At 39.8% G+C, this 26,369-nt stretch carries 24 protein-coding genes; 13 read left to right on the top strand and 11 right to left on the bottom strand.

The window, feature by feature from the left end:
• Window positions 1-49 precede the first annotated feature (49 nt).
• The 5 genes from MED217_RS09215 to MED217_RS09195 all read left to right on the top strand — a co-directional run bounded on the left by MED217_RS09215 (window position 50) and on the right by MED217_RS09195 (window position 5,364).
• Window positions 50-2,635: a phosphoenolpyruvate carboxylase gene (locus MED217_RS09215; RefSeq protein WP_009780241.1), complete on the top strand. Its 2,586-nt coding sequence runs from the start codon at window positions 50-52 to the stop codon at window positions 2,633-2,635.
• Window positions 2,635-3,159, top strand: coding sequence for a DinB family protein (locus MED217_RS09210; protein WP_009780240.1), 525 nt, complete (start codon window positions 2,635-2,637; stop codon window positions 3,157-3,159). Before MED217_RS09215 ends, MED217_RS09210 begins: the two co-directional genes overlap by 1 nt.
• 79 nt (window positions 3,160-3,238) lie before the next feature.
• The gene (locus MED217_RS09205) at window positions 3,239-3,658 is read left to right on the top strand and encodes a PH domain-containing protein (protein WP_009780239.1); all 420 of its coding nucleotides are present in this window, start codon (window positions 3,239-3,241) and stop codon (window positions 3,656-3,658) included.
• A 3-nt stretch (window positions 3,659-3,661) separates the two neighbouring features.
• The gene (locus tag MED217_RS09200; RefSeq protein WP_009780238.1) at window positions 3,662-4,750 is read left to right on the top strand and encodes a glycoside hydrolase family 43 protein; all 1,089 of its coding nucleotides are present in this window, start codon (window positions 3,662-3,664) and stop codon (window positions 4,748-4,750) included.
• Window positions 4,750-5,364: an inorganic diphosphatase gene (locus tag MED217_RS09195; protein ID WP_009780237.1), complete on the top strand. Its 615-nt coding sequence runs from the start codon at window positions 4,750-4,752 to the stop codon at window positions 5,362-5,364. Before MED217_RS09200 ends, MED217_RS09195 begins: the two co-directional genes overlap by 1 nt.
• A 77-nt stretch (window positions 5,365-5,441) precedes the next feature.
• On the opposite strand, the gene MED217_RS09190 is transcribed toward MED217_RS09195, so the two are convergent.
• The gene (locus MED217_RS09190; RefSeq protein ID WP_009780236.1) at window positions 5,442-5,981 is read right to left on the bottom strand and encodes a KdsC family phosphatase; all 540 of its coding nucleotides are present in this window, start codon (window positions 5,979-5,981) and stop codon (window positions 5,442-5,444) included.
• Entirely contained in the window at window positions 5,971-6,729 is a 759-nt protein-coding gene (locus tag MED217_RS09185; RefSeq protein WP_040532697.1) for a Rossmann-like and DUF2520 domain-containing protein, read from the bottom strand. The genes MED217_RS09190 and MED217_RS09185 overlap by 11 nt, the downstream gene beginning before the upstream one ends.
• A gap of 112 nt (window positions 6,730-6,841) precedes the next feature.
• Between MED217_RS09185 and ccsA the strand changes: the two genes are divergently transcribed.
• The gene (ccsA, locus tag MED217_RS09180; RefSeq protein ID WP_009780234.1) at window positions 6,842-10,087 is read left to right on the top strand and encodes a cytochrome c biogenesis protein CcsA; all 3,246 of its coding nucleotides are present in this window, start codon (window positions 6,842-6,844) and stop codon (window positions 10,085-10,087) included.
• 188 nt (window positions 10,088-10,275) lie between these two features.
• Here the strand turns inward: ccsA and fumC are convergent, their stop codons facing one another.
• Window positions 10,276-11,670 carry a class II fumarate hydratase gene (gene fumC / locus MED217_RS09175; RefSeq protein ID WP_009780233.1) on the bottom strand — a complete coding sequence of 465 codons (1,395 nt, stop codon included), beginning with the start codon at window positions 11,668-11,670 and terminating at the stop codon, window positions 10,276-10,278.
• A gap of 148 nt (window positions 11,671-11,818) precedes the next feature.
• Between fumC and MED217_RS19125 the strand changes: the two genes are divergently transcribed.
• Window positions 11,819-11,989, top strand: coding sequence for a hypothetical protein (locus MED217_RS19125; RefSeq protein ID WP_009780232.1), 171 nt, complete (start codon window positions 11,819-11,821; stop codon window positions 11,987-11,989).
• A gap of 194 nt (window positions 11,990-12,183) precedes the next feature.
• Here the strand turns inward: MED217_RS19125 and MED217_RS09165 are convergent, their stop codons facing one another.
• The 6 genes from MED217_RS09165 to MED217_RS09140 all read right to left on the bottom strand — a co-directional run bounded on the left by MED217_RS09165 (window position 12,184) and on the right by MED217_RS09140 (window position 19,788).
• Window positions 12,184-14,694, bottom strand: a complete 2,511-nt coding sequence (locus MED217_RS09165; protein WP_009780230.1) for a TonB-dependent receptor — start codon at window positions 14,692-14,694, stop codon at window positions 12,184-12,186.
• Between the two features lie 86 nt (window positions 14,695-14,780).
• On the bottom strand, window positions 14,781-15,125 hold the full coding sequence (arsC, locus tag MED217_RS09160) for an arsenate reductase (glutaredoxin) (protein ID WP_009780229.1): 345 nt from the start codon (window positions 15,123-15,125) through the stop codon (window positions 14,781-14,783).
• 3 nt (window positions 15,126-15,128) lie between these two features.
• Complete coding sequence (prfB, locus tag MED217_RS09155; RefSeq protein ID WP_009780228.1) at window positions 15,129-16,235, bottom strand: peptide chain release factor 2; 1,107 nt, start codon at window positions 16,233-16,235, stop codon at window positions 15,129-15,131.
• Between the two features lie 48 nt (window positions 16,236-16,283).
• The gene (locus MED217_RS09150) at window positions 16,284-17,282 is read right to left on the bottom strand and encodes a transglutaminase-like domain-containing protein (protein WP_009780227.1); all 999 of its coding nucleotides are present in this window, start codon (window positions 17,280-17,282) and stop codon (window positions 16,284-16,286) included.
• A 56-nt stretch (window positions 17,283-17,338) separates the two neighbouring features.
• On the bottom strand, window positions 17,339-18,283 hold the full coding sequence (locus MED217_RS09145; protein ID WP_009780226.1) for an alpha-E domain-containing protein: 945 nt from the start codon (window positions 18,281-18,283) through the stop codon (window positions 17,339-17,341).
• A 41-nt stretch (window positions 18,284-18,324) separates the two neighbouring features.
• On the bottom strand, window positions 18,325-19,788 hold the full coding sequence (locus tag MED217_RS09140; RefSeq protein WP_009780225.1) for a circularly permuted type 2 ATP-grasp protein: 1,464 nt from the start codon (window positions 19,786-19,788) through the stop codon (window positions 18,325-18,327).
• A 188-nt stretch (window positions 19,789-19,976) separates the two neighbouring features.
• Between MED217_RS09140 and MED217_RS09135 the strand changes: the two genes are divergently transcribed.
• The 6 genes from MED217_RS09135 to MED217_RS09110 all read left to right on the top strand — a co-directional run bounded on the left by MED217_RS09135 (window position 19,977) and on the right by MED217_RS09110 (window position 25,452).
• Window positions 19,977-22,379 carry a zinc-dependent metalloprotease gene (locus tag MED217_RS09135; RefSeq protein WP_009780224.1) on the top strand — a complete coding sequence of 801 codons (2,403 nt, stop codon included), beginning with the start codon at window positions 19,977-19,979 and terminating at the stop codon, window positions 22,377-22,379.
• Between the two features lie 3 nt (window positions 22,380-22,382).
• Window positions 22,383-22,832 (top strand): 3-hydroxyacyl-ACP dehydratase FabZ family protein, encoded by a 450-nt coding sequence (locus MED217_RS09130; RefSeq protein WP_009780223.1) that lies wholly within the window; start codon window positions 22,383-22,385, stop codon window positions 22,830-22,832.
• Entirely contained in the window at window positions 22,825-24,093 is a 1,269-nt protein-coding gene (locus tag MED217_RS09125; RefSeq protein WP_009780222.1) for a beta-ketoacyl-[acyl-carrier-protein] synthase family protein, read from the top strand. The genes MED217_RS09130 and MED217_RS09125 overlap by 8 nt, the downstream gene beginning before the upstream one ends.
• Before the next feature lie 25 nt (window positions 24,094-24,118).
• The gene (locus tag MED217_RS09120; protein ID WP_009780221.1) at window positions 24,119-24,370 is read left to right on the top strand and encodes an acyl carrier protein; all 252 of its coding nucleotides are present in this window, start codon (window positions 24,119-24,121) and stop codon (window positions 24,368-24,370) included.
• A 110-nt stretch (window positions 24,371-24,480) separates the two neighbouring features.
• Window positions 24,481-25,077 (top strand): nitroreductase family protein, encoded by a 597-nt coding sequence (locus tag MED217_RS09115; RefSeq protein WP_009780220.1) that lies wholly within the window; start codon window positions 24,481-24,483, stop codon window positions 25,075-25,077.
• 6 nt (window positions 25,078-25,083) lie between these two features.
• The gene (locus MED217_RS09110; RefSeq protein ID WP_009780219.1) at window positions 25,084-25,452 is read left to right on the top strand and encodes a hypothetical protein; all 369 of its coding nucleotides are present in this window, start codon (window positions 25,084-25,086) and stop codon (window positions 25,450-25,452) included.
• Between the two features lie 113 nt (window positions 25,453-25,565).
• On the opposite strand, the gene MED217_RS09105 is transcribed toward MED217_RS09110, so the two are convergent.
• Both MED217_RS09105 and hpf read right to left on the bottom strand, forming a co-directional pair.
• The gene (locus MED217_RS09105; protein ID WP_009780218.1) at window positions 25,566-26,048 is read right to left on the bottom strand and encodes an arsenate reductase family protein; all 483 of its coding nucleotides are present in this window, start codon (window positions 26,046-26,048) and stop codon (window positions 25,566-25,568) included.
• 11 nt (window positions 26,049-26,059) lie between these two features.
• Entirely contained in the window at window positions 26,060-26,365 is a 306-nt protein-coding gene (gene hpf, locus MED217_RS09100; RefSeq protein WP_040532695.1) for a ribosome hibernation-promoting factor, HPF/YfiA family, read from the bottom strand.
• Between the last annotated feature and the right edge of the window lie 4 nt (window positions 26,366-26,369).

Raw genomic sequence — 26,369 nt, 5'->3', positions numbered from 1 at the left:
CTTTGGCTTTGTTGACAAAGGGTTTTTTTATTCAAAAACCAGACTATTTATGTCCAGACAACCAAAATTAGAACGCTTTAATAACCTGGTAAAATCAAAATATCAGGTATATAATAGCTTGTTTATGACTTTACCTTTTCAAGGTATTACAGATACTGGGGTTTTGCTGCCCTTGTTTGATCGTATTTGTACGCGAGGTTATGACAAGCATTATAACCCAGAAAAAATCGTCAATTATTTCTTTGATAAGTATCAAAGAGACGTTTCTGAAGAAGAACGTTATGACTTACTATTTCGATTTATTCAATATATAGAACGTCAGGTAGTGCTTTTTGATGCTATTGAAGATGCAGCCTATCGTACCGTTAATAATATGGACGGTCGTGGAACGCTGAGAAACATCAAAGAAGAAGCAGAAGCACAATCTAAAACCGGCGAATTAAAAGAATATCTACAAGATTTTAAGATCAGACCGGTTTTAACTGCACACCCAACACAGTTTTATCCAGGTGCTGTATTAGGAATCATTAATGACCTAAGCGCTGCGATAAATGAAAACAACGTTGAGATGATTAAGAAATTATTATCTCAATTAGGTAAGACACCGTTTTTTAAGAAAGAGAAGCCAACACCTTATGATGAGGCGGTGAGCTTAATCTGGTACTTAGAAAATGTATTTTATAAAGCCTCTAGCCACATTTATAATTATTTACGTCAAAACGTATTCAAAGGAGAATTCTTTGATAATGAAGTTATTGATTTAGGATTCTGGCCGGGAGGTGACCGTGACGGTAACCCTTTTGTTACTACTGAAATCACGCTGAAGGTTGCTTCTCGTTTACGTAATACCATTATTAAAAATTACTACCGCGACATTCGCAGTTTAAGACGTCGCATCACCTTCGTAGGTACCGAAGAAGCCCTTGCAGATCTTGAAAAACGACTTTACGATAGCATCTTTTTACCGGGTGATGAAGTTACCGTATCTCTTGAAGAGTTAGAAACTACCTTATTACGCATACGCAAAATAGTGGTGGAGCGTCATGAAAGCTTATTCTTAGAAGAGATCGATGATATCCTGAATAAGGTAAAAATGTTTGGATACCACTTTGCGGTGTTAGACATCCGTCAAGATAGTCGTGTGCATATGCACGTGATGGACGAAATCGTAAAGCAATGTGCTAAAGATAATTTAGGGATATTCCCTGAAAACTATCTGGACCTTTCTGAAGAGGAGCAAATCAAGATCCTTCAGGATGTGCGTGGAAAAGTTGATCCTGCAACGCTTGAAGATGATATTGCGCGTAAAACGCTAGAGAGTATTTATGCAATGCAGGAAATTCAAAAGCAAAACGGAGAGCGTAGCTGTAATCGTTACATCATAAGTAACAACCAGACCGGCCTCAATGTAATGCAAGCATTCTCTATGATTCACCTGACCGGTTGGGAGGATCCAACGGTTGATATTGTTCCTTTGTTTGAAACAGTACCGGATTTAAAGATCGCTAAAGAAGTGATGCGCGGGTTATACACAAATCCAGCTTATGCAGCACATTTGAAAAAGCGTAATATGAAGCAAACCATTATGCTAGGCTTTAGTGATGGTACTAAAGATGGTGGGTATTTAATGGCTAACTGGAGTATTTTTAAAGCAAAAGAAGAGCTTACTCAGGTTTCTAGAGAATTCGGAATTAAAGTGATTTTCTTTGATGGTAGAGGAGGACCACCGGCACGTGGTGGTGGTAAAACCCATCAATTCTACGCTTCTTTAGGAGAAACTATTGAGGATGAAGAAATTCAGGTAACCGTTCAAGGACAAACCATTAGTTCTAATTTTGGTACGCCAGACTCGTGCCAATACAACTTAGAGCAATTGTTGAGTTCTGGTATTTTCAACGGAGTCTTTTCTCAAAAAACGAAAGCTTTCCCTGATGAAGATCGTAAGACCATGGAAGAGCTTGCTGAGATAAGCTATCAAGCGTATTCAGACTTTAAAGCGCATCCTAAATTTTTAGGCTATTTAGAGCGTATGAGTACATTGAAGTTTTATGCAAAAACCAATATTGGTAGTCGCCCAAGTAAACGTGGCGGAAGCGATAAACTCAACTTTTCAGACTTACGAGCAATTCCATTTGTTGGATCTTGGTCACAGCTGAAGCAAAACGTTCCTGGATTTTTCGGCGTTGGTACTGCTATAGAAAAACTAGAAGAGCGTGGCGAGTTTGATCGTGTTCAATCTTTATACAACAACAGCATGTTCTTTAGAACCTTGCTTGAAAATAGTATGATGAGTTTGACCAAATCTTTCTTTGCGCTTACAGCGTATATGAAAGATGATCCTGAATTTGGTGCGTTTTGGGAGCTTATTCATGAAGAGTATGAGCGCAGTAAACGCGTATTGCTTAAAGTTACCGGTTACAGCGAACTTATGGAAGATGAGCAAGCAGGTAAAGCTTCAATTCAAGAACGAGAGCGTATTGTATTGCCTTTGTTAACCATTCAGCAGTTTGCGCTTAAGAAAATTCAGGAAATGCAGCGCGAAGAAAATCCTGATGAGAAAAAGCTAGAAATGTTTGAAAAAATGGTAACGCGTTCGTTATTCGGAAATATCAACGCTAGCCGTAACTCAGCATAATGGCGACGGTAAAAGATCTTGATCACAGCGAGTTTAACGCGTTCTACAGAAATTATGTAGAACTCGTTAAACCTGATCAGGAGTTGCTCGAAGCTTTAAAAGACGGTAAGGAAAAAAGTCTCACTTTTTATTCTGAAATTCCTGAGGATAAATGGCGCTTTGCGTATCAATCAGGAAAATGGACCATACTTGAAGTTTTGCAACATGTGATCGACACAGAGCGTATATTTTGCTATCGAGCACTTCGTATTGGGAGAGGTGATAAGACACCGCTTCCAGGATTTGAGCAGGATGATTATATAACGCCTTCTCGTGCAAATGAGAAAAATATGCATACGATGCTGGAAGAATATAGTTTAGTACGCGATTGTACCATCAATCTTTTTCAATCTTTTAATGAAGAAGCGCTTTTGAATAAAGGTACGTCTAGTGATGCTAGCTTAACAGCAAGAGCTTCGGGTTTTATCATTTGTGGTCATGAGATTCACCATGCCAATATCATCCAATCCAACTATTTGATTTAATTGAATAGGCATTTTTAAAATTCAAAAAAAAGGCTGCAACCTATTTGGTGTAGCCTTTTTTATTAACTTAACCCTGATTATGAATTTTAAAAGCAGAAAAGATCCGTTGTTTTTGAGTGCTTTGCTCGTGCTGATTTTCCTTTTTATCCTGATAGGTGTTTTTTCAGATTCAGGGAAGGAAACAGGCTGGTATTGGTATGTGTTAGGCATAACACCTACATCGATACTTTTTTTGTGGTTCTTTTTTGGCACTTCATATTCTTTAACTTCTTCATTTCTAAACTATAAATCAGGTCCGCTGAAAGGATCCATTCCGTTAGAAAATATTCGTGAAATCATCAAAAATAAAACCCTATGGGTAGGGTTAAAGCCTGCGACTGCTCGCAAAGGTTTGATCATTAAATACAACGCTTATGACGAGATTTATATCAGTCCGCAGGATAATGAGGAATTCATCAAATCAATTTTATCTTATAAAGCAGATATAAAAATCATTTAATTCATGTGTTCAAAATTTTTCACTCTCATTGCTGCATTACTTTTTGTAATTACAGCTTGTAAAAACACGCCAAAATCCACTACACCAGATCAAACTGAAGAATCCTCTGAAAGCCCGACTGCTATGGAAGCGTATTTGTTGACGTATTTCAAAGATGATACGCATAGTTTGCATATGGCGTTAAGTACAGACGGTTATTCATTTACAGATATTAATGAGGGGAAACCCATTGTTGCAGGGGATAGTATTGCCAGTCAAAAAGGTATTCGCGATCCGCATATTTCTCGAGGACCCGATGGTGCATTTTATGTGGTAATGACTGATTTGCATTTGTTTGCCAAAAATTTAGGGTATCGCGAAACAACCTGGGAGCGCCCCATTGAAGAATACGACTGGGGAAATAATAAAGGTTTTGTGATGATGAAATCCTATGATTTGATTCATTGGGAACACACGAACTTCTTATTTGATGAGCATTTTGAAGGTTTTGATGAAATTGGTTGTGCCTGGGCACCGCAGAGTATCTATGATCCTGAAGAAGGAAAAATGATGGTGTATTATACCATGCGTATGGGACACGGACTTACCAAATTATACTATTCGTACGCCAATGAAGATTTTACTACATTGACTGAACCGCAGCCACTTTTTGAGTATCCTGACGATTCGATTCAGATTCTAGATGCAGATATAACTAAACTGCCTGATGGAAAATACTGTATGATGTATGTCGCTCAGGAGAATCCTATCGGTGTAAAAATGGCGTTTTCAGATTCGATCAATTCAGGTTATGTCTATAATCCGGAATGGGTTGATAGGGAACCGGGCTCTTGTGAAGCACCTAACGTTTGGCAGCGTATCGATTCTGATAATTACGTGCTGATGTATGATATTTACAGTATCAATCCGCATAATTTTGGTTTTGTAGAAACGTCCGACTTTGAGAATTTTAAAGACTTGGGGCATTTTAATGAAGGAAAAATGAAAACCACCAATTTTACTTCGCCCAAACATGGAGCGGTTATTCAGCTAACAAGAGCTGAAGCGCAAATGCTTGCACAGCATTGGGAGTATACCTTAAACTTTGAATAATGACCAACGTAATAAAAGGTCTTTGTATTTTGCTTTTCGCCTTGCAATCCTGTAAACAACATTCTGAAGAAAATCTTCTCACTTTCTATGCGGCAAAGACCGCAGAAGGTTCTATTAATGCGGTAATCGAAATTCCTTCCGGAACGCGACAAAAATGGGAAATCAATAAAAAGACCGGGGTGTTAGAATGGGAGCAGGTGGCGGGTAAAGGCAGAATTGTTGATTACTTAGGATATCCTGGTAATTACGGCTTTATTCCTAAAACCTTATTGTCTAAAGATCAAGGAGGTGATGGAGATCCTCTTGATGTTTTAGTGCTAGGAGATCCGGTATCCCGAGGAAGTGTTGTTCCTTGCAAGTTGATCGGGGTTCTACATTTGCAAGATAGGGGAGAACAGGATGATAAATTGATCGCCGTCGCAAAAAATACGAGCTTTTACGCGATTAATACTATTGAAGATTTGAATGAGAACTACCCAGGCGTTACTACTATTATTGAAACCTGGTTTACCAATTATAAAGGTAAGGGACTGATGAAATCTTCAGGATATGGAGATACAGCGGCTGCTACTCAGATATTGAATGAAGCTATTCTAGGATTTGAAAATCAGTAATAAACCAATATTAAACCCTTAACGGCGCCAATAAAAAAGCCGCTTTATGATTTTATAAAGCGGCTTTTTGTTTAAGTCTATTTATTTTGAACCGGGCCGGCATTAAAATAATTCATCCAATTATCCTGCACTTTAAGCACTTGCTCAATGACATCACGTACGCAGCCTTTTCCACCTTTCTTATGGGAAACATATTTGGCCACTTCCTTGATTTCTTTAACCGCATCCTGTGGACAGCAAGGAAGACCAACTTCCTTCATCACGGGATAATCAGGGATGTCGTCCCCCATATAAAGCACATTTTCAGCTTTGATGTTATTCTCAGAAATGTATTTGTTGAATTGTTCCATTTTAGCGTGAGCGCCAAGGTGAATATCTGTAACACCCAATGCTTTAAGTCGGTTGCGTACGCCTTCATTGGTGCCGCCGCTTATAATGCAAATGTTGTAACCATTGTCTAAAGCGCACTTGATGGCATAACCATCTTTTACGTTCATAGTCCTGAACATTTCGCCGTCGGTGGTTATCATTAAAGAACCGTCGGTCATCACGCCGTCTACATCAAAAATGAAGGTGGTTATATCTCTTAGGTATTCTTTATAGCTTTTATCGCTCATAATGCTTTTGTATTGCTTTGGTTAAAGTAGTATATAAATCTTTTTGCTCGGTTGTTTGTAGCGCTGCCAATTGTTTTTCAATAGTTTTAGAGTCGTTTCGCTTTGCAGGACCGGTTTGGCTATTTTCTGGTCCTTTTTCAAAGGCTTTCTCAATCGTTTCTTCAAGCAGAGGCTTCAAGAGTTGGAATGAAATCCGGTGCTGCTCACAGAGCGTTTCGGATTCTGTCAGGATGTGATTTGTAAAATTATTACTGAAGACTGCAGCAAGATGGTATGCAGCGCGCTCTTTAGAATTCATTCTGAAATGTTCTGCCTGAAGCGCATGAGTCAGTTTAGAAAGCAGCTGTAAATCCTCCTCAATTTTAACTTCAATTAAAAAGGGTATCTTTTTGTAATTCAGCTCTTTGTTTTTAGAGAATGTCTGTAAAGGATAAAACACGCCAATGCGCTCACGGGGTTCTAAAACTTCTAAGCTGGTACTTCCGGAAGTGTGTACAATAAGTGCATTCGTCTCCGGAATTTCAGCTGCAACTTGAGCGATGCTGTCATCACTTACTGCAATGAGTATGATGTCACTTTGCCCTAACGCGCTGAGTTGCATAGTAGTGTTTGCAAAAGACTGAAAGGCTACAAGCTTTTCTCGTGATCTCCCTGCAACAAACTGCATATGAATCATTTGTGCCTTGCTAAAAGCTTTAGCGAGATGAAAAGCGACATTTCCTGTACCTATTATCGAAACTGTGATCACGCTTCAAAAGTAAACAAAATAGATAAAAAGCCTTGCGATTAGGAGGCGTTAAAGCTTTATTAATGCTCATTTGTTTCGTACCTTCGCGCCATCAAAAAATTGCAACTTTATCATGCAAAAACGTATTGCAGATTTTCTGTTTTCTACCCGATTAATGGCCGTTTTATTTATTGTTTATGCTGTAGCGATGGCAACTGGGACCATCCTTGACGCCGGCCAAGAAACTTCACCCACCCCGTATACTCGTGAACTTGTTTATGAAGTCTGGTGGTTTGAGCTTATTCATATTTTGTTCATTATTAACTTTATTGGTAACATCTGGACGTTTAGACTATGGCGTAAAGAAAAATGGTCTACACTCGTTTTTCACGCAGCTTTTATCCTGATCATTTTTGGTGCTGCCTGGACGCGCTATGTAGGTTTTGAAGGGGTGATGCCTATACGAGAAGGCGAGACTCAAAACACTTTTCTTACCGAGAAAACCTATTTAAATGTTTTTATTGATGGCGAGCGCGATGGTGCACCTATGCGTCGTAAACTAGAACCCAAACGTCTTAACCTGTCTACGCGATTAGATAATAGCTTTACTTGGGAAACCGATTTTGACGGAAAGCCAGTAAGCATTTCCTTTTCAAAATTTATTGACGGGGCAGAAGAAGGACTGATCGAGAGCACAGATGGTAAAGCTCAATTAAAGATCGTAGAAGCCGGTGATGGGCAACGTCACGAGCATTATCTTGAAGATGGTACTGTAGCAAGTATTCACAATATGCTTTTTGCGCTTAACAAACCTACCGAAGGCGCAATCAACATAGGTTATGACGGAGAGAACTACACCATCAACACACCTTTTGAAGGAAGTACGCGCGTGATGGCAACACAAACCGATTATGAAGTTGCAAAAGACAGTGTTCAAGAGCTTAAACTGCGTGCTTTGTATCAGTTAGGCGGAATGCAATTCGTTATTCCTGATCCGGTGATCAAAGGTAAAAATGGAATCGTTGAAGCTTTCCCTAAGCAAAAGGGACAGCAAGATGCGCTTTTTGTGACCATAACCACCGCTGAAGGTCAGGAAACGGTAGGACTTTTAGGAGGAAAAGGGTTTAATAACGAAATGGTTTCTACAGATGTTGGTGACCTTAAATTCCATATGGCTTATGGTAGTCTGGCCGAAGAATTACCTTTTTCAATTAAACTGAAAGACTTTATTGCAGAGCGCTATCCGGGTACTACAAACGCTTATTCTTCTTACGAAAGTAAAGTGACGGTGATAGATGGCCCGCAGCAGTCGTTTGAATATGATATTTATATGAATCACGTTTTGGATCATCAAGGCTATCGCTTTTTTCAGGCGAGTTTTGATCCTGATGAATTGGGAACCGTACTTTCAGTAAATCACGATATGGTAGGAACGTGGATTACCTATATTGGTTATTTCTTGCTGTATCTAGGCTTGATGATCATTCTTTTTGACAAAGGAAGTCGTTTTGGAGACTTAAAAGTACGTCTGGATAAAGTGAAAGCCAGAAAAGCTAAGCTTTCCGCAGTGATTGCTTTAATAGCTTTTAGCGGAATGCAACTTCAAGCGCAGGAGCAGGAAGTTATTGTTGAAAATGGAAATACTGAAATTGTAGAAGAGCAACCTGAGGATTTTATTCCGGGGTCTGCTACGGTAGTCGAAGAGCAACAGCATACGTTGCCAACTGCACAGCAAATAGACTCTATGCTTACTGCAAATAAAGTTCCTGCGGAAGAAGCTGCGAAATTTGGAAAACTGGTCATTCAGGATGATGGTGGGCGTATGATGCCGGTGAATACATTTTCAAGTAAACTTCTTAGAAAACTTAGCCGTAGCGATACGTACGAAGGGCTTACTGCAGATCAGGTTTTTCTTTCGATGGTTGAAACCCCGTTTTTCTGGTACAATGTAGACCTGATCTATGTAAAACCGGCAAATGATAGTTTGCGTGGAATTATTGGCGTCCCAAAGGAACAAAAGTATCTCAGTGCGCTTGACTTTATTGATGATATGGGACGTAACAAACTTGATCCCTACATTACTGCAGCCTATCAGGCGGAAGTAAAAAACAGTTTTGATAAAGACTTTATAGATATTGCTGAACGTCTAGGGCTTTTGAATCGTGCTGTAAGTGGCGAAATTCTCAAAATATTCCCACTCATCAATGATGAAAACAACAAATGGGTCTCTTATCCTGAACTTAATGAGTCTGGATATAAGGGTATGGATTCTTTGTATACGAAACAGATCTTACCGCTTTACTTTTCCGCTTTGCGTGAAGGAAAGGAAACTGGTGATTTTTCTAAAGCCGATACCTTTCTGAACAGTATAAAAAGCTTTCAGGAAAAATACGGAAGTGAAGTTATGCCTTCTGAGAATAAAATTGATGCTGAAGTTTTCTACAACAAGCACGATATTTTTACCAAGCTCTACTGGATGTATTTACTGGCAAGTATCGTGATGTTTGTTTTTGTGATCATTCGCATTTTTAAAGACAACCGCTTTATTAAAACGATGGTTAGGCTGAGTGGTTTGGCTGTAGGGATCTTGTTTGCCTTACACACTGCCGGACTTATCTGGCGTTGGTACATTTCGGGTCACGCACCTTGGAGTGATGCCTATGAGTCTATTTTATATGTAGGTTGGGCAACGATGTTCTTTGGATTGGCTTTTGGTAGAAAGAGTTCGCTTACTATTGCGAGTACCGCCTTTGTTGCCGGTTTTATTTTATGGGGAGCAAGTATGAACTGGTTGAATCCGGCGATTTCAAATTTACAGCCGGTTCTTGATAGTTATTGGTTGATGATTCACGTAGCGGTGATCGTGGCGAGTTACGGTCCTTTTACCCTCGGAATGATCTTAGGAATTGTGTCATTGCTGTTGATGCTTCTGACCAATTCTAAGAATAAAAAACGAATGGATCTCAACATCAAGGAACTTACGATCATCAACGAAATGGCACTTACCGTTGGATTGGTAATGCTTACCATAGGTAACTTCTTGGGCGGACAATGGGCCAACGAAAGCTGGGGACGTTATTGGGGTTGGGACCCTAAAGAAACCTGGGCGCTCATCAGCATTATGGTATATGCTTTTGTAATTCATATGCGTCTGGTTCCGGGATTACGCGGCCGATGGTTTTTCAACCTGATGTCCATATTAGCTTACGGAAGTATTTTGATGACCTATTTTGGTGTGAACTTCTGGCTTTCGGGATTACACAGTTATGCGAGTGGAGATAACATTCTCAATTTGAATAAAGCGATCGGTATTTTTGCCGGTGTGATTGTTTTTGCGCTCATCGCATATCCTAAGTACAAAAAATTCTATAAGAAATAAATTGTAGTTCGATTAAATAAAAAAGGAGAAGCAAATGCTTCTCCTTTTTTTATTGGCACCGCCAAAGGGTTTAATACACTTAGGCTTGCTTCGAAATTAAAAATTCGTTTCCTACCAATTCTTCATGAGCTTGCTCTGAGGCAGTTCACTTGCTACCCAAAGTCAGTTTGCTGTTGAAATTGAGGTGCTTACATTTCACCTACCATATCTTCAGGTTTTACCCACTCATCAAATTCTTCAGGAGTAACATAACCAAGATTTACAGCTTCCTCGCGTAGCGTGGTTCCGTTTTGGTGCGCAGTATTTGCGATTTCTGCAGCTTTATAATATCCTATTTTGGTATTTAAGGCGGTAACCAGCATCAACGAATTTTCAAGCATGGTTTTAATACGTGGATGGTTAGGTTCAATACCCGCAGCACAATGCTCTTCAAACGAAGCGCATGCGTCACCTATAAGTTGCGCGCTGTGTAAAAAGTTGGTTGCCATCACCGGTTTAAAGACGTTGAGTTCGTACTGTCCTTGCATTCCGCCTACAGCGATCGCCATATCGTTACCTACAACCTGAGCGCAAACCATTGTAAGCGCTTCACATTGCGTAGGATTTACTTTACCCGGCATAATAGAAGACCCCGGTTCGTTTGCCGGAATTGTGATCTCGCCAATTCCTGAACGCGGTCCGCTGGCAAGCAAACGAATATCATTAGCAATTTTATTGAGAGAAACTGCCAATTGTTTCAATGCACCGTGAGATTCTACGATCGCATCGTGTGCTGCCAAAGCTTCAAATTTATTTTCTGCAGTTTTAAAAGGTTGCTCGGTGAACTTAGCGATATAATCGGCTACTAATTTTGCATAGCCTTTTGGTGTGTTTAAACCCGTTCCTACAGCAGTTCCGCCAAGAGCGAGTTCAGACAAGTGGTCTAAAGTATGTTCTAAGGCTTTGATGCCGTGATCTAATTGAGATACGTAGCCAGAAAATTCCTGACCTAAGGTTAGGGGAGTGGCATCCATTAAATGCGTACGACCAATTTTTACCACTTCACGGAAATCATCAGATTTCTTCTTCAGCGTATTGCGAAGTTTAATCACTCCCGGAAGCGTTACTTCCATAACCTTCTTGTAGGCGGCGATGTGCATTCCGGTAGGGAAGGTGTCGTTTGAAGATTGAGATTTATTCACATCATCATTAGGCTGAAGGGTTTTTTCTCCTTCTCCCAGTTTTTTTCCGGCAAGAATGTGCGCACGGTTTGCGATCACTTCGTTTACGTTCATGTTACTTTGCGTACCAGAACCAGTTTGCCAAATCACCAATGGAAACTGATCATCGTGTTTTCCTTCTAAAATCTCATCACAAACCTGAGCGATCAAATCTCTTTTTTCTTCTGAAAGCACCCCTAACTCATTGTTGGTATACGCTGCTGCTTTCTTTAAGTAGGCAAAACCGTAAACGATCTCTAACGGCATAGAAGCCGGATTGCCAATTTTGAAATTATTGCGAGAACGCTCCGTCTGAGCGCCCCAAATTTTATCTGCCGGAACTTTCACTTCGCCCAGCGTATCTTTCTCAATTCTATATTCCATTTCGGTTATTTTAGTAGTCTTACAAAAATAATGGATTGCGTGTAATTACTATCGATTGCAGCTGTTATAAATATGTTTATAACTTAAAAAAACTCTTGTGTTTTTTAATTAAGAATACTTAAATTTGCAATCAGACAAAAACCATATTATGTTTGAATTTGATCAATACTTAGGCTTTTTAGCATTTTTAACCATCGCAACCATGGGATTTTGGTTAATGATTTTTTTAGTATCTATTCTACCTTATTGGATTGGTGGAGCATTTGTAGAGCGAATGAAAGAAATTCGTGAAAAGAAAAAATTAGAGCGCGGAAATTAATAAGTATTACTCTATATAATTTTAAGTTCAAAAACCTGCTTTTTTAAAGCAGGTTTTTTTATTGGTATTTACTAGATGCAATACTTTGAATCTTTTCTCCCAGATTTCTAGCGTGAACTTTTTACTAAAAGCAAAAGCCATTTCTTATCGAAATGGCTTTGCGTCATTATAAAGGAATGAAAGGGTGTTCAAAATTATCCTTGGAAATCTCCACCGTCATCATCGTCATTCATAGAAGGCTGTCTGTTATTCTGTCTATCGTTTTTACGCTGGTTGAAGCGATACACAAATGATAAGTTGACTTGTCTTTGTCTCCACTGAAACTCGCTGTCTCTGGTAAACAAGTCGTTTGTTGTTACCTGACTGCGTTTTCTACCGTTAAATAAATCGCTCACGTTCATCGAGATCGTAGCTTTATCATCAAATAAGTCTTTACTTAAAGCAAGATCTACAGATAGAATTCCGTCTGTGTCAGACTGTGCATTTTGGGCAGCACCACGGTAAAAAGCATTGGTTTGCCAGTCGATACTCCAAGGTAGTGAAACTTTAGAGCTGAAACGCGCAAAGTAGCTGGTGTTCTTAGCGCTGTAATCTACGTTATTAAAGAACCCTTCAGTATTGAACTGAAAGAAGTTAAAACTACCATTAAGACGTAACCATTTTGCCGGGTTGTATAGTAAACCTATTTCTGCACCTAAACGCTCATTTGAAGAAAGGTTTACAGGGATGCTACGAATTACCGTGTTTCCGTTTGTATTGGACCCTTGTCCTTGTAGTTCAATGATCTCTTGAACCACTTCAAAAGATTCGGTTTCTCTTTGGAAATAAACAGAAGAGGTAAGGGTTAATTTATCCCAACGCTTTAAATACCCCAAATCATATGCATTTGCAAATGCAGGTTGCAGGTTAGGATTTCCTTGAAATACGTTGTTACGGCTGCTTCTATCCGGGAACGGATTTAAGAACCAACCTCTAGGTCTGTTAATACGGCGGTTATATCCTAAAGTCACATTTTCTCTTTCGTTCAACTCAAAAGTTAAGTTAAGCGTAGGGAAAAGTCCTAAGTAATTGTTGTCAAAATCGGTGTTGATCTCAAACCCGTAAATATCTTGTAATTCAGCTTCAGTTAAAGCAGAACCTATTTGTCCTTTTAATTGGGTATTCTCCAGACGTAAACCGGCAAGTACAGAGAATTTACCAAATTTACTTCCTAACTGTGTATATACCGCGTTTACATTTTCTGTGTAATCAAATACGTTTGTCAAGGTATCGTTTTGAACAAAATTATTTGAATTAGCAATTTGCTCTTGATTTACACGATAATCAGTTACTTCATTTTCAAAAGTACCACGATATCCTGCTTCAAATTGTGAACCTTCACCAAAAGGAAGTACATAATCTGCCTGAACCAAATACTCATCTTGCTTTTCGATGCTCAATAAACGCTCTGCGATTATAGGATCTGTATTTTCTGTATTTAGGGTTATATCTTCATTGATGAACGTATTTTGAGTTTCATCACTTGTAGTGTATTGCAAATCTGCAGTTAACTGATGCCCTTCATCATTGAAGCGGTTGATGTAGTTTAAGGCGAACTGATAACGATCGTCTTTTTCTTTTTGACGCTCAATACGCGAAGTTTCTAAAACAGGAGCTGAATTATTAAAACTTTGGGTAAGGTTTGTAGTCTCATCTACATCATTACCATTTCTATAGAATACAGAACCTGTAATTGAAGATCTATCGGTTAAATAATATTCTAAACCAAGGTTAGTATTGAATCCGCGATTTAAACGCTGGATATCGCGATCTTCAATGATACGCTCGTACGTAGGCGTGATATCATCTGTTGTGTTGTAGCGGGTGTCGAAGTATCCGTTACCCGGTGAACTTGAATATCTATAAGAAGTCGTGTTGAAAACATTGAATTTATCGGTACGCAGGTTTAAGTTAGCAGAAATGCTAGCTAGATCAGGATTTCCTAAACTTCCGTTGATCGAACCGTTGAATCCTAATGTTTTCTCTTTACGTAGGATAATGTTTAAAATACCGGCAGTACCTTCAGCATCATAACGCGCAGAAGGAGAGGTGATCACTTCTACACGCTCAATCGCATCTGCAGGAAGTTGTCTCAATACATCGGTAGAACCAAAACCGGCAAGTGCCGAAGGTTTTCCGTTAATTAAAATACGTACGTTCTCGTTTCCACGAAGGCTAATTCCGCCTTCAACATCAACAGATACTGACGGCACATTGTTAAGTGCGTCACTTACTGTACCACCGGCAGTCGTTAAATCTTTACCAATGTTGTAGATCTTTTTATCAAGACGAATGTCTACGGTAGTCGTTTCTGCCACTACGGTAACTTCGTCAAGATCTGAAGCAGCAAACTCTAATTGAATAGTTCCTAAATTAAGGTCTGCATTAAGCGTTCGCTTTAACGTAATAGGCTGAAAAGAGATGTATTCTATTTTGATGTTGTATTCCCCTTGAGGAACTTCAACGCGGAAATTACCTTCCATATCGGTAATTCCTCCTTCAACATCTTGGGCATTGTTAACATCGGTAACGGTAACGGTTGCATATTCCAGAGGAATACCTGCATCCTTATCGGTTACCTTACCGGTAATTGCATAGTTAGAAGATTGTGAAAAAGCTAGTGTCGTAAAAAGACAAAATAAGCTTAGTAGAAATTTATTTTTCATAGTCGTTTTAAGGTTTCAATTGTTAGACTAGAAAAACAAAGTTGGTTTAATCTGCTTCGGTTAAAATTGTGTTAAAGTAAATCGATTTATCTTAACAGCCTCTTAATGTTTTCGGGAGGCCTGCCTATAACCGCTTCATTGTCAAGAATTACAATAGGACGCTCGATTAATTTAGGATTCTCAACCATTGCTTGAACGATTTCTTCATCGGTGAGTTCTTTTCCTTTATACTCTTCTTTCCAGATTTTTTCGGTCGTTCTTACCAGGTCAATAGCATGAATTTTGAGTTTGCCAATGATCGCCGCCAATTCAATATAAGAAGGTGGGTTGTCTAGATATTTCACAACATCATATTCTTTTCCTGATTCTTCTAAAATAGCAAGTCCTTCGCGACTTTTTCTACAACGTGGATTGTGATATATTTTAAGCATACTCTATAATTCGTTACTGGTTTCTTTTTGGCCGGTCATCATCAAATAGGCTTTTAAGAAATTATCTAGGTCTCCGTCGAGAACGGCATCGGTATTACCGGTTTCTTCGCCGGTGCGCACATCTTTGATGAGTTTATAGGGATGCAATACATAATTGCGTATTTGTGAGCCCCATTCTATACTTTTCTTTTCCGCTTCAATTTCGTCTCGTGCCGCTTGTCGCTTCTTAAGTTCAATCTCATAAAGTTGCGATTTCAACATTTGCATAGCTTTCTCGCGGTTTTCGAGCTGAGAGCGCGTCTCACTGTTGTGAATTACAATTCCGGTAGGGTGGTGGGTAAGAATTGCTTTGGTTTCTACCTTATTTACATTTTGACCCCCTGCTCCTGAAGATCTGGCAAAATCCCAACTGATATCTGCCGGATTGATATCGATCTCGATACTGTCATCTGCCAATGGGTACACATAAACCGAAGCAAACGAGGTATGGCGTTTTGCATTACTGTCAAAAGGAGAGATACGCACCAAACGATGCACGCCATTCTCACTTTTTAGCCATCCAAAAGCATAGGCACCTTCGATCTCTAAGGTAACGGTTTTTATACCGGCTACATCGCCTTCCTGATAGTTAAGTTCTTTTACTTTAAAGCCGTTTTTCTCGCTCCACATCAAGTACATACGCATTAACATAGAAGCCCAATCACAACTTTCGGTACCGCCGGCTCCTGCAGTGATCTGCAATACTGCACTCAGATCATCACCTTCATCAGAAAGCATGTTCTTAAATTCCATAGCTTCAACAAGTCGGGTGACTTTATCATATTGCTTATCAACTTCCTCTTCAGAGGCATCACCTTCTTTATGAAATTCCAGAAGCACTTCTAGGTCTTCGGTAAGGGTAACCGCTTGCTCATAGTCTTTTACCCAGTTCTTCTTTTCGCGAAGCATACGCATAAATTGCTCTGCCTCTTTAGGATCATTCCAGAAGTTGGGATCAAAGGTTTTTTCTTCTTCGTTTTGTATTTCTACTCGTTTCTGATCTATTCCCAAGTGCATTTTAAGCGCATCAAGGCGCTGCACAAGATCTTTGATCTGATCGCTCGTTATCATGCTTAACCGTTTGGCCGAAAGTTACTATTTTCTGCGTAAAGCGACGGATTAATTCTGAGAAGTGTCTGTAGTGTTTTGCTGCTGCCTAAGTTGCTGTTGCTGCTGGTATTGCTGCTGTTGCCATTGTGCTTGAAAAGCCAATTGTTGTTTAAACGGCATAGGTGCGTAGGTCTCTGAAGTGAGAATCACATCAGGATCACTCGCTTCCCGCGCTTCAACTTCTACGGTGTAGGTAGTTTCATTCTTCTTAGAGTTGCCGTAAATCACTCCCTTAATAGGAGCACAATCGGTATAATCTTTTCCATGAGCCACTTTTATGTGGTTCTCTAAAGCAATCAAATTGTTTACAGGGTCAAAGCCTATCCAGCCTTTTTCAGGGATATAACATTCTGCCCAGGCGTGCATTTGTGAGTCTCCCTGATAACCATTGCCTTGGTGCAAGTAGCCCGAGGTATAGCGTGCAGGAATATGATTTAAACGTGCAATTGCCAGAAACAAGTGGGTAAAATCTTGACAAACACCAGCTCCTTTTTCTATAAATTCCACGGGAGTGGTGTTCACATCGGTTACCTTGGTTTTAAAACTAAAATTATGATATAACCAACTGTTTAAATCATTGAGGTTATCAAATAGCGAACGCGACTGATCAAAAGAAAATGGAGCTTGGTCCGCTAAAAGTTGTGTCAATTGGGTAGCGCTAAGGAAACGCTCGTGCTCTATTTTAAAATCGATACTTCTTATCTGGTCTTGATGCACGCTATTTACCACACTATCTAAAGCAGAAAAGGGATTTTCAATTTGTTTACTGATGATATAGCTGGCCTCAAAACTTATCTTATCTAAAGGTTTTTTAAGATGCACACGGCAAATAGGAAAACCAAAGGTGTTTGTAGAGGTGTCAACGATGGCATTTGCTGAATTTGTGAATCGCGCCATACGTACGTTTTGGGTCGTGTTTTCTTCCGGTCTCAATAAAAATTGCCAGAAGGCTTCGTCGATCAAAGCGTCATAGGTATTGACCGCTTTGTATTTAATAGTGTATTCCAATGTATAGGGGGTTTAACTTGACAAAAATAAGACTAAAAACCGATACTTTTAATAGTCTAATAATTGAAGTACTCTTTTTCGATCTTCTTGGCAATCTCAATTAGCGTGTCCTGAATCTTTTCGATAAAATCCTCGACGTTGCCTTCTATAGTATCTACGGTCTTAAACCTGTATTCTGCGTGCGTTTTACCTATGAGAAAGGCGGCTGTATCTTTCCCCGGAAATTTATCCTCATTTAACACCGAAATGTGATTGTTTACTTGTACTAAGCTATTCATCACCGAGCGTGGACACTCCGGATTCAAGATTAAAAACTCCAAGGTACTCAGGCTGGTAGGTGTTTTTTTATAATGGCGGCGCATCATATCATAGGCTTCGATACACTTCAATAAAGTGGTCCATTCATAACTTTTACTGAATTTCTTATCATAACCACCCTGCGCATTCAGCGCATCATAATATTTAGCCTGAATAATGCGTACGACTTGTGTGGCTCGTTCGATATTGACGCCCAACATAATTATCGCATAGACTTCGTCATGTAATAAAGTTCCACGTATTTTCCCTCTGATGATCGAAGTAGATTCTGCAACTTGAGTGGTAAAATCAAAAAGCCCTTTGGTTATAAAAAAGTCCTTATCATAATTGAGCACAAAGTGATAAAACTTGTTGATCGATTCATAAAGTTCGGTTGAGATCAAATCTCGCGCGCCATTGGCATTTTCACGTGCGTACTTAATCGAATTCAGAATAGAGAATTGCTTTTCAGAATTAAGACCAATATCAAAAAAGACATTTTTCTCTGTGAGTTCGTAATCATCATCCACCGGCCCATTGGCCATAAACAGCAAGGAATGCAGCACATGGTCTCGGGACTGAGACTTTTCATTGGGAGCATCCAAAGAAGAAAAGTAGTTTACATTTAAATACCGGGCGATATGTTCTGCACGCTCTATATAGCGGCCCATCCAGAATAAGTTATTTGCTACTCTTGCAAGCATAAAAGTTGTTTTTCTTAACTATTGATTTGTTGGCTTCCCAATTATTTTTTCAGTACCCAAGTATCTTTAGAACCACCTCCCTGAGAAGAATTTACAATGAGGTTTCCTTTTTTAAGTGCAACGCGGGTCAAACCGCCTTTGAGCACAAACTCTTTATCTGCACCCAACAAACAAAAGGTTCTAAGATCAACGTGTCGCGACTCAAAAGACTCGCTGTCTTCAATGTAGGTCGCGTGCACCGAAAGGCTCATAATAGGCTGTGCGATGTATTTGCGTGGACTTGCTTTTATCGTCTGCTTTACTTTTTCGATCTCTTCTTTTGTCAAGCGGTTTCCAATAGAAATTCCATAGCCACCAGCCTCATCAACCGGTTTTATAACCAGTTTATCTATGTTTTCAAGAACATATTTCAATTCATCAGGACGGCTGCAATGATAGGTGTGTACGTTATTAAGAATGGGTTCTTCACCAAGATAATACTTGATGATTTCGGGCATATAGGTATACACGGCTTTATCGTCAGCAAAACCGGTACCCGGTGCATTTACGAGGCAAACATTTCCCTTTTTATAGGCTGAAAACAATCCCGGAACTCCCAGAGCAGAATCCGGCCTGAACTCTAAAGGATCGAGAAAGGCATCGTCTATTCTGCGGTAAATCACGTCTACTTTTTCAGGACCTTTAATGGTTTGCATATAAACAAAATCATTCTCCACAAAAAGATCGCGTCCTTCAACCAACTCGACACCCATGGCTTTAGCTAAATAGGAATGCTCATAGTAGGCAGAATTATACACTCCCGGCGTGATCACCACACAATTAGGTTCATCAACACCGCGTGGTTTTACCGATTCCATTATTTCTAAAAGATTCTGTGCATAATCGGTAACCGTGTGTGCATTGTAATGGTTGAATACGCCAAATAGCGCCCGTTTTAAAGCCGTACGATTACAAATCACATAACTTACCCCAGAAGGGCAACGAATGTTATCTTCAAGCACATAGTATTTGCCATCAGAATGTTTGATCAAGTCTGTTCCAGAAATATGATTGTAAATTCCACCTGGCGGGTCAATACCAATCATCTGATCAAGATAGTTGGCAGAAGTGCTGATCAAGTCTAAGGGGATAATGCCTTGTTTGATGATCTTTTTATCGTGATAGATGTCCCAAATAAAATGGTTAAGCGCTTTACTACGCTGCAGTACACCCTTTTCTATAGTCTCCCATTCTTCGGGATCTATAATGCGCGGAAAAAGATCAAAGGGAAAAATTTTCTCTTTGGCTTCTTGGTCATTGTATACCTGAAAGGTAATTCCCTGATTAAAAAAAGAAGCTTTTGCTTTTTCATTTAGTTTAGCAAAATCCTGACTAGAATGCCCGCTATACAAATCAAAAAGCGTTTGATAAACCTGTTTTACATTACCTTTTTCATCAAAAATCTCATCATAAAATTTAGGATCTTTTTCATAAGATGAAAAGATAGATTGTTGGGTAGTTGACATGGACGATTAGTTTTAGGTAAATTAAGAATTTACTTACTAAAAGTCTATAATTAATTCTTAATTATAAGACGATAAAGTGCGTTATCGTCAGTTTTATTGGCTATTTTTAATTTTATTTGAATTTTAGATTCCGGCTTTTCAAATTCATCTTATTTTAAGTAACTAGCTTCTCCTAAAACGCTAATTCCATGACAAAGAACATTACCCTCCTTTTTTTACTGTGCTGCTCGCTAGCCTCTGCGCAATTTCTTGAGAAAAAGAAAGACCTTAAAGCTTATAATGGCTTTTTCAATTTTCATTATAATGAATCTGAAGATGAACTTTACCTTGAAGTTGACAAGCTAGATCAAGAGTTTATCTATGTGCACGCATTAAAAAGTGGTTTAGGCTCTAATGATATTGGCTTAGACCGCGGCCAGTTAGGCGGTACCGCGATCGTAAAGTTTGTAAAAGCCGGGAATAAGCTTTTATTAGTACAACCCAATCAAGACTATCGCGCGATCACCGATAATGCTGCCGAAAGAGAATCGGTGGAGGAGGCCTTTGCGAAGTCGGTACTCTACGGTTTTGAGATCAAAGAAACTCAGGGGGATACTTATGTGATCAATTTTACTCCTTTTTTGATGGAAGATGCCCATGGTGTTGCCCGAAGACTGAAAGCAAATAAAGAAGGTAATTACAAAGTAGATAAATCTCGAAGTGCTCTAGCGCTTAAAAACACCAAAGCTTTTCCTAAAAACACCGAGTTTGAAGCCTTATTGACGTTTACTGGAGATCCTCAAGGACGTAATCTAAGATCTGTGGCTCCAGATGCTTCATCGGTTAGTGTGGTGCAGCATCATTCCTTTGTCGCATTGCCAGAGGATGGGTATGAAGTGCGTGCTTTTGATCCCAGATCGGGAGCGATTCACCGCAGCTATAAAGATTATTCAACTCCGGTACAAGATCCAATAGATAAACGCATCATCGTTAGACATCGTTTAAAAAAGAAAAATCCGGAATTGGCGGTTAGTGAACCGGTAGAACCTATCATCTATTATTTAGATCCCGGGACACCAGAACCTGTGCGTTCAGCGCTTTTAGAAGGTGCCCGCTGGTGGAATCAAGCTTATGAAAGTATTGGTTACAAAGATGCGTTTCAGGTAAAAATGCTTCCGGAAGATGCAGACCCGCTAGACTTACGCTACAATTTGATTCAATGGGTACATCGCAGCACACGAGGATGGAGCTACGGCGCGAGTGTTGTTGATCCACGTACCGGCGAAATTTTAAAAGGCCATGTAAGCTTAGGTAGTTTGCGTATTCGTCAGGATTTTATGATCGCTCAGGCTTTAATGAATGCGCCTTTTGCTGATTCTGATGACAATTATGAACCTATGCTTGAGATGGCCTTGGCGCGTATAAGACAATTATCGGCGCATGAAGTTGGTCATACCTTAGGCTTTGCACATAATTTTGCTGCCAGTGTAGCAGATCGTGCTTCGGTGATGGATTATCCACATCCAACCATTCGATTAAAAAATGGAAAAATAGACTTTAGCGATGCCTATGCGGTGGGAATTGGAGATTGGGATAAAGTAACTGTGGCTTACAGCTATGGAACTGTTCCGAAAGGAATGACTGAATCCTGGTATCTTAATGATGTTTTAGAAACTGCCGAAAAAGAGGGCTTGCGTTTTATAACAGATAGCGATGCACGGGCAGCTACAGGCGCACATCCTGACGCGCATCTTTGGGACAATGGCGCAAATGCCGCTGAAGAACTGGAAGATGTTTTAGCATTGCGTAAAAAAGCGATCAGTAATTTTTCTGAAGATAATATTAAAACGGGAGAGGCTTTCAGTACTTTAGAAGATGTATTTGTTCCGCTATATTTCTATCACCGTTATCAAACCGAAGCAGCAATCAAAAGTATAGGTGGCCAGCGGTACAATTATGCTGTAAAAGGAGATCAGCAGCAGGAGATCGTAACGCCACTTTCAGCAAAAGAACAAGAACAGGCCCTATCTGCCGTGTTGATGACTTTAGACGCGTCTTATTTAGCGATTCCTAAAGATAAGTTAGCATTATTTCCTCCGCGAGCTTTTGGTTATCGTCGCACACGTGAAAGTTTTAAAGGGAACACCGGCATCACCTTTGATCCATTGGCAGCTCCGGAAACTGCAGCCGATATGACGCTAGACTTTTTGTTAAATCCTGAACGTGCAAATCGTATCGTAGCTCAACACGCTTGGGATGATGCGCTTCCTTCATTTGATGTCATTTTAGAAGCACTTCTTGAAGAAACGGTATACAAGAAAACTGCAGACAGCTATCTTTCTGAAGTACAGCAAACTATCAATTACAGAGTGTTGGAGCATTTAAAAAAACTTTCAGTTTCTAAAAAAGCAATTCCGCAAGTTAAGGCGGTGACGTTCTCAAAATTCTTAGATTTGAGTATGAAATTGGCATTATCACAAGAAGCTAATGACCGATATATCGCTCAGGAATTGGGCCGATTTATGAAAGATCCTGAAGAATATGAGGAAGTTGCAGCTCCTAAAATTCCAGACGGTTCGCCTATCGGAAGCTTTCAGTGCCTTAATAACTAAAACGTGACCAAAGCAGAAATCGTAAACAAACTCCCGTATTCTGATCCTTTTTTATTTGTAGATCAGATCACCGAGGTGTCTCAGAATCATATTGTAGGGCATTATACCTTTGATGAAAGCCATGACTTTTATAAAGGTCATTTTGTGAATTTCCCCGTAACTCCGGGGGTGATCCTCTTAGAATGTATGATGCAAATAGGTTTGGTGAGTCTGGGCATTTACTTATTACGCGATAAGAATTTTGATCTCAAAAGCAATTCTACCGTAGCGATGGTTGACAATGAAGCCCGTTTTTATAAACCGGTTTTTCCAAACGAAAAAGTTACTGTTGTATCTGATTTAGAGTATTTTAGGTTTCATAAGCTAAAGTCTAAAGTTAAGATGCTTAATGAAGCTGAAGAAGTGGTGTGCAGTGGTATTTTCTCCGGAATCTTAAAACCTGGTGATGAGTAAAACTAGGGTAGTGGTTACCGGGTTGGGCGTCTGTGCGCCTAATGGTGTGGGTATTGACGCATTTACCGAAGCTTTAATGCAAGGAAAGAGCGGGATTAGATTCTTTAGCGAACTCGAGAAACTCAAATTTTCCTGTCAGATCGGTGGGATGCCTTTGATTTCAGAGACCATCAAATCAAACTATTTTACGCCCTTACAACTGCGTAATTTCAATTCTGCCGGTATTTTATACGGCGTCGTAGCCGGCGTTGAAGCCTGGCAAGATGCAGGGCTTCCCATTGACGAGGAAACTTGCGATTTTGATAGTGGAACCATTTTTGGCGTAGGTTCCTTGGGAGTGGATAAGTACCGCGAAAGCATCTACAAAATAGATGAAGGGAATACGCGAAGGTTAGGCAGTACCAGCGTGCAACAAACGATGAGTAGCGGCGTAAGCGCGTACTTAGGCGGAATGCTGGGACTGGGTAATTTGGTAACTTCTAATTCTGCCGCTTGTACCACAGGAACCGAAGCGATCTTGATGGCGTATGAACGTATTAAATACGGTAAGGCCAAACGTATGTTGGCAGGAAGCTCTAGCGACGGCGGGCCGTATGTTTGGGGTGGCTTTGATGCTTTACGCATATTACCTTCAAAATTTAATGACCAACCCACTCAGGCCTCCAGACCTATGGCGGCAGATGCAGCAGGTTTTGTTCCCGGCTGTGGAGCCGGAGCACTTATGCTCGAGAGTCTTGAAAGTGCTCAAGAACGCGGCGCAACCATCTATGCTGAAATTTTAGGTGGCTCGAGCAATAGCGGTGGTCAACGTAATGAAGGCTCCATGACCGCGCCTAATCCCATAGCGGTAAGACGTTGTATCGAAGACGCTGTAAGCGATGCAGAAATTGAAGCTTCAGCGATCGAAGTGATCAACGGGCATCTTACCGCGACTACCAAAGACGGACTAGAGATCGAGAATTGGAGTAAAGCTTTAGGGCGCTCTGGTGTTGACTTTCCCTATATCAATTCGTTGAAAGGGATGACCGGGCATTGTCTGGCGGCTTCCGGAAGTATTGAGAGTGTGGCTTCGGTATTAGAGCTTAAGCAACAATTTTTATTTCCGAATGTGAACCTGAATGAAGTACATCCAGAAATTTTAGAGCATATTTCTGAAAGTCGTATTCCAAAGAAAAAGACGCCTTTAGCTTTTAATTATTTGGCAAAAGCCAGTTTTGGTTTTGGAGATGTAAACTGTTGTCTTATTTTTAAATCTTTTTAAAAATATAATTCAGTAAAATTTATATATGAGTCAGGATATTTATCCCCAATTAAAAGAGATCATTCAACCGTATTTACCTGAAGATGTTAACCCTGACGCGATCTCCCCAGAAAGCCATCTTGTAACTGATCTCAACATCAATTCTACACATCTTGTTGATATTGTTCTTGATGTAGAAGATGCTTTTGATATTACCATAGAAGACGACGAGCTTGATAAAATGGAAACCGTTTCGGCTTCTATTAGTCTCATCGAGCAAAAGTTAGCAGCGCGTTAAAAATAGATCTTGCGCACGTTAATACTCGTTAAAGCCGGGTAAAAAACTTCGGTAAAGTTTTATTTTCAATCAAAAATTGCTTGCATACTGTAAGCCTTGAAAATTACTTTATGGAAAAAATTACCAAAATTACACCTACCGAGTTTGACATTATGGACGAAATCAAATCACGCTGGAGTCCACGTGCATTTGATGACGTGCCTTTAAGTGAATCTGAAGTCAAGCAATTGCTTGAAGCAGGCCGCTGGGCGTCTAGTTCGTACAATCAACAACCTTGGCGTATTATTTACGGACTCAAAGGAGATGCGGTCTATGAGCGCATTTTAAGCTGTTTGATTCCTTTTAATCAGGATTGGGCAAAAAATGCTCAGGCTTTATTCATTACTGCATTTAAGAAGACCAATAAAGATGGTGAACCTTACTATCACGCAATGCACGATTTGGGTTTGTTTATGGGCAATGTGGTGATACAAGCCAACCATAATGGGATTGCGGCGCATCATATGGGCGGTTTAGATCAGGAAAAGGCACATCAGGAATTTGATTTTTCTGAAGATTTTGAAGTTGCTACTGCTGTTGCATTTGGTCGTTATGGAGGCGCTGTTGAAAGCCTTCCAGAAGGACTGCAAGAACAGGAATTAGAGCAAGAGCGTAGCCGTATGAGCATAACCGATTTTGCTTTTAACGGAAATTTTGAATCAAAATAAGCACCGATGAAAAAACTAATCCTACTACTTACTTTCGCAGTTTTGGGTTTGACCGCTCAGGCTCAAATTCAATACATTGAAGAAAAACCTCAGTATATTGAAAAACAAGCCGATTCTTTAACCAAGATCTACACCAAGAAGTTGGGACTTACGCCTAAGCAGGATTTGCTTTTTAAATCGAATGTTGCAGATTACTTAATCAAGCGTGAAGAGATCAAGAAGAATTATAAAGGCAAAAAGATGCTCGATCGGCTGTATATCGTTAGTAAAGAAGAAAGTGGTTCTATGAGTGAGGTGCTTACGGAATATCAATTTGAGCTCTACGAGAAAATAAAACCAAGCATACAACCCTTGGCTAAAGTAGATCAGGATTAACAACTTTTCATCAATAAACTACCTCAAGGTATTATACCATTTAGCAGGTTCAATCAACAAAAAAATCCCCGAAATGTTATTTCGGGGATTTTTTATGGTCAAGACCTTATTGCTTAATTGTGTTCGCCGTTTTCAGGCTTCTCAATAAAGTGTTCTTTCTTGGTAGTACTGCTTATCGTAGGCTCATCATACATCATTTTTTTGTCAAGACCGGCACTGTCAACTCCTAAGAATTCTTGTGCTTGTGTAGGGTTGGTTACTTGCTTCACTTCATCCTGATGAATGATAATAGGATGTGCCAGCAGCTCCGGACGGTTTTTAATGATATTGATGTAATCATTCTCGTCATAATCTGCCGTCTTTAACTCATCATCGTCGCTAATGTCTTCAAAACTCAACAAACTCTTGAGGGGTTTATTTAATTCTTCAGCGAGCTCTGCCCATTGCGTTCCGGTTAAGGGCGTTTTGGCAATATCTATAGTTTGTAATTCCTTATCCTTTACTGCAGAAATATGCCCGTAGGTGCGTTCACCGGTGCGGGTGGTACTGCTGTAAATTAAGGTTACCTGATTGTCATCTCTTGCTATTGATTTCATAGTTTTTAATCTTAGTGGTGAGACTTCATTTTATCCTTGCGCTTCTTCAATTGAATATTCAATTCACGCGTAGCTTCTTTTACAGACTCGTGAAAGCTCTTTGAACTGTGGTCTGCAAAAAGTCTTGGTCCGGGAGCACTTAGGCGAATTCCCGCGATTTTACCGGTTTCATCGCTAGACGTGTTTTCAGTCTTAAAGAAGACATCTGCACGTACGATAAAATCATATTTATTAACCAGTTTGTCTAACTGCTCTTTGGTAAAGTCCTCTAATGCTGCACTAGCGGCAACATCATGATATTCAAAATTATAGTTCATATAT

The organism is Leeuwenhoekiella blandensis MED217 (assembly GCF_000152985.1).
GTDB classification, from domain to species: domain Bacteria; phylum Bacteroidota; class Bacteroidia; order Flavobacteriales; family Flavobacteriaceae; genus Leeuwenhoekiella; species Leeuwenhoekiella blandensis.
The sequence above is the reverse complement of the archived record's forward strand: the minus strand, read 5'-3'. Positions and strand labels throughout refer to the sequence as shown.

Bases quoted from the DNA above. Each gene is read 5' to 3' on its own strand.
- MED217_RS09215 (WP_009780241.1), top strand. From the start codon at position 50: ATGTCCAGACAACCAAAATTAGAACGCTTTAATAACCTGGTAAAATCA.
- MED217_RS09210 (WP_009780240.1), top strand. From the start codon at position 2,635: ATGGCGACGGTAAAAGATCTTGATCACAGCGAGTTTAACGCGTTCTAC.
- MED217_RS09205 (WP_009780239.1), top strand. From the start codon at position 3,239: ATGAATTTTAAAAGCAGAAAAGATCCGTTGTTTTTGAGTGCTTTGCTC.
- MED217_RS09200 (WP_009780238.1), top strand. From the start codon at position 3,662: ATGTGTTCAAAATTTTTCACTCTCATTGCTGCATTACTTTTTGTAATT.
- MED217_RS09195 (WP_009780237.1), top strand. From the start codon at position 4,750: ATGACCAACGTAATAAAAGGTCTTTGTATTTTGCTTTTCGCCTTGCAA.
- MED217_RS09190 (WP_009780236.1), bottom strand. From the start codon at position 5,981: ATGAGCGATAAAAGCTATAAAGAATACCTAAGAGATATAACCACCTTC.
- ccsA (WP_009780234.1), top strand. From the start codon at position 6,842: ATGCAAAAACGTATTGCAGATTTTCTGTTTTCTACCCGATTAATGGCC.
- fumC (WP_009780233.1), bottom strand. From the start codon at position 11,670: ATGGAATATAGAATTGAGAAAGATACGCTGGGCGAAGTGAAAGTTCCG.
- MED217_RS19125 (WP_009780232.1), top strand. From the start codon at position 11,819: ATGTTTGAATTTGATCAATACTTAGGCTTTTTAGCATTTTTAACCATC.
- MED217_RS09165 (WP_009780230.1), bottom strand. From the start codon at position 14,694: ATGAAAAATAAATTTCTACTAAGCTTATTTTGTCTTTTTACGACACTA.
- arsC (WP_009780229.1), bottom strand. From the start codon at position 15,125: ATGCTTAAAATATATCACAATCCACGTTGTAGAAAAAGTCGCGAAGGA.
- prfB (WP_009780228.1), bottom strand. From the start codon at position 16,235: ATGATAACGAGCGATCAGATCAAAGATCTTGTGCAGCGCCTTGATGCG.
- MED217_RS09145 (WP_009780226.1), bottom strand. From the start codon at position 18,283: ATGCTTGCAAGAGTAGCAAATAACTTATTCTGGATGGGCCGCTATATA.
- MED217_RS09140 (WP_009780225.1), bottom strand. From the start codon at position 19,788: ATGTCAACTACCCAACAATCTATCTTTTCATCTTATGAAAAAGATCCT.
- MED217_RS09135 (WP_009780224.1), top strand. From the start codon at position 19,977: ATGACAAAGAACATTACCCTCCTTTTTTTACTGTGCTGCTCGCTAGCC.
- MED217_RS09125 (WP_009780222.1), top strand. From the start codon at position 22,825: ATGAGTAAAACTAGGGTAGTGGTTACCGGGTTGGGCGTCTGTGCGCCT.
- MED217_RS09120 (WP_009780221.1), top strand. From the start codon at position 24,119: ATGAGTCAGGATATTTATCCCCAATTAAAAGAGATCATTCAACCGTAT.
- MED217_RS09115 (WP_009780220.1), top strand. From the start codon at position 24,481: ATGGAAAAAATTACCAAAATTACACCTACCGAGTTTGACATTATGGAC.
- MED217_RS09110 (WP_009780219.1), top strand. From the start codon at position 25,084: ATGAAAAAACTAATCCTACTACTTACTTTCGCAGTTTTGGGTTTGACC.
- MED217_RS09105 (WP_009780218.1), bottom strand. From the start codon at position 26,048: ATGAAATCAATAGCAAGAGATGACAATCAGGTAACCTTAATTTACAGC.
- hpf (WP_040532695.1), bottom strand. From the start codon at position 26,365: ATGAACTATAATTTTGAATATCATGATGTTGCCGCTAGTGCAGCATTA.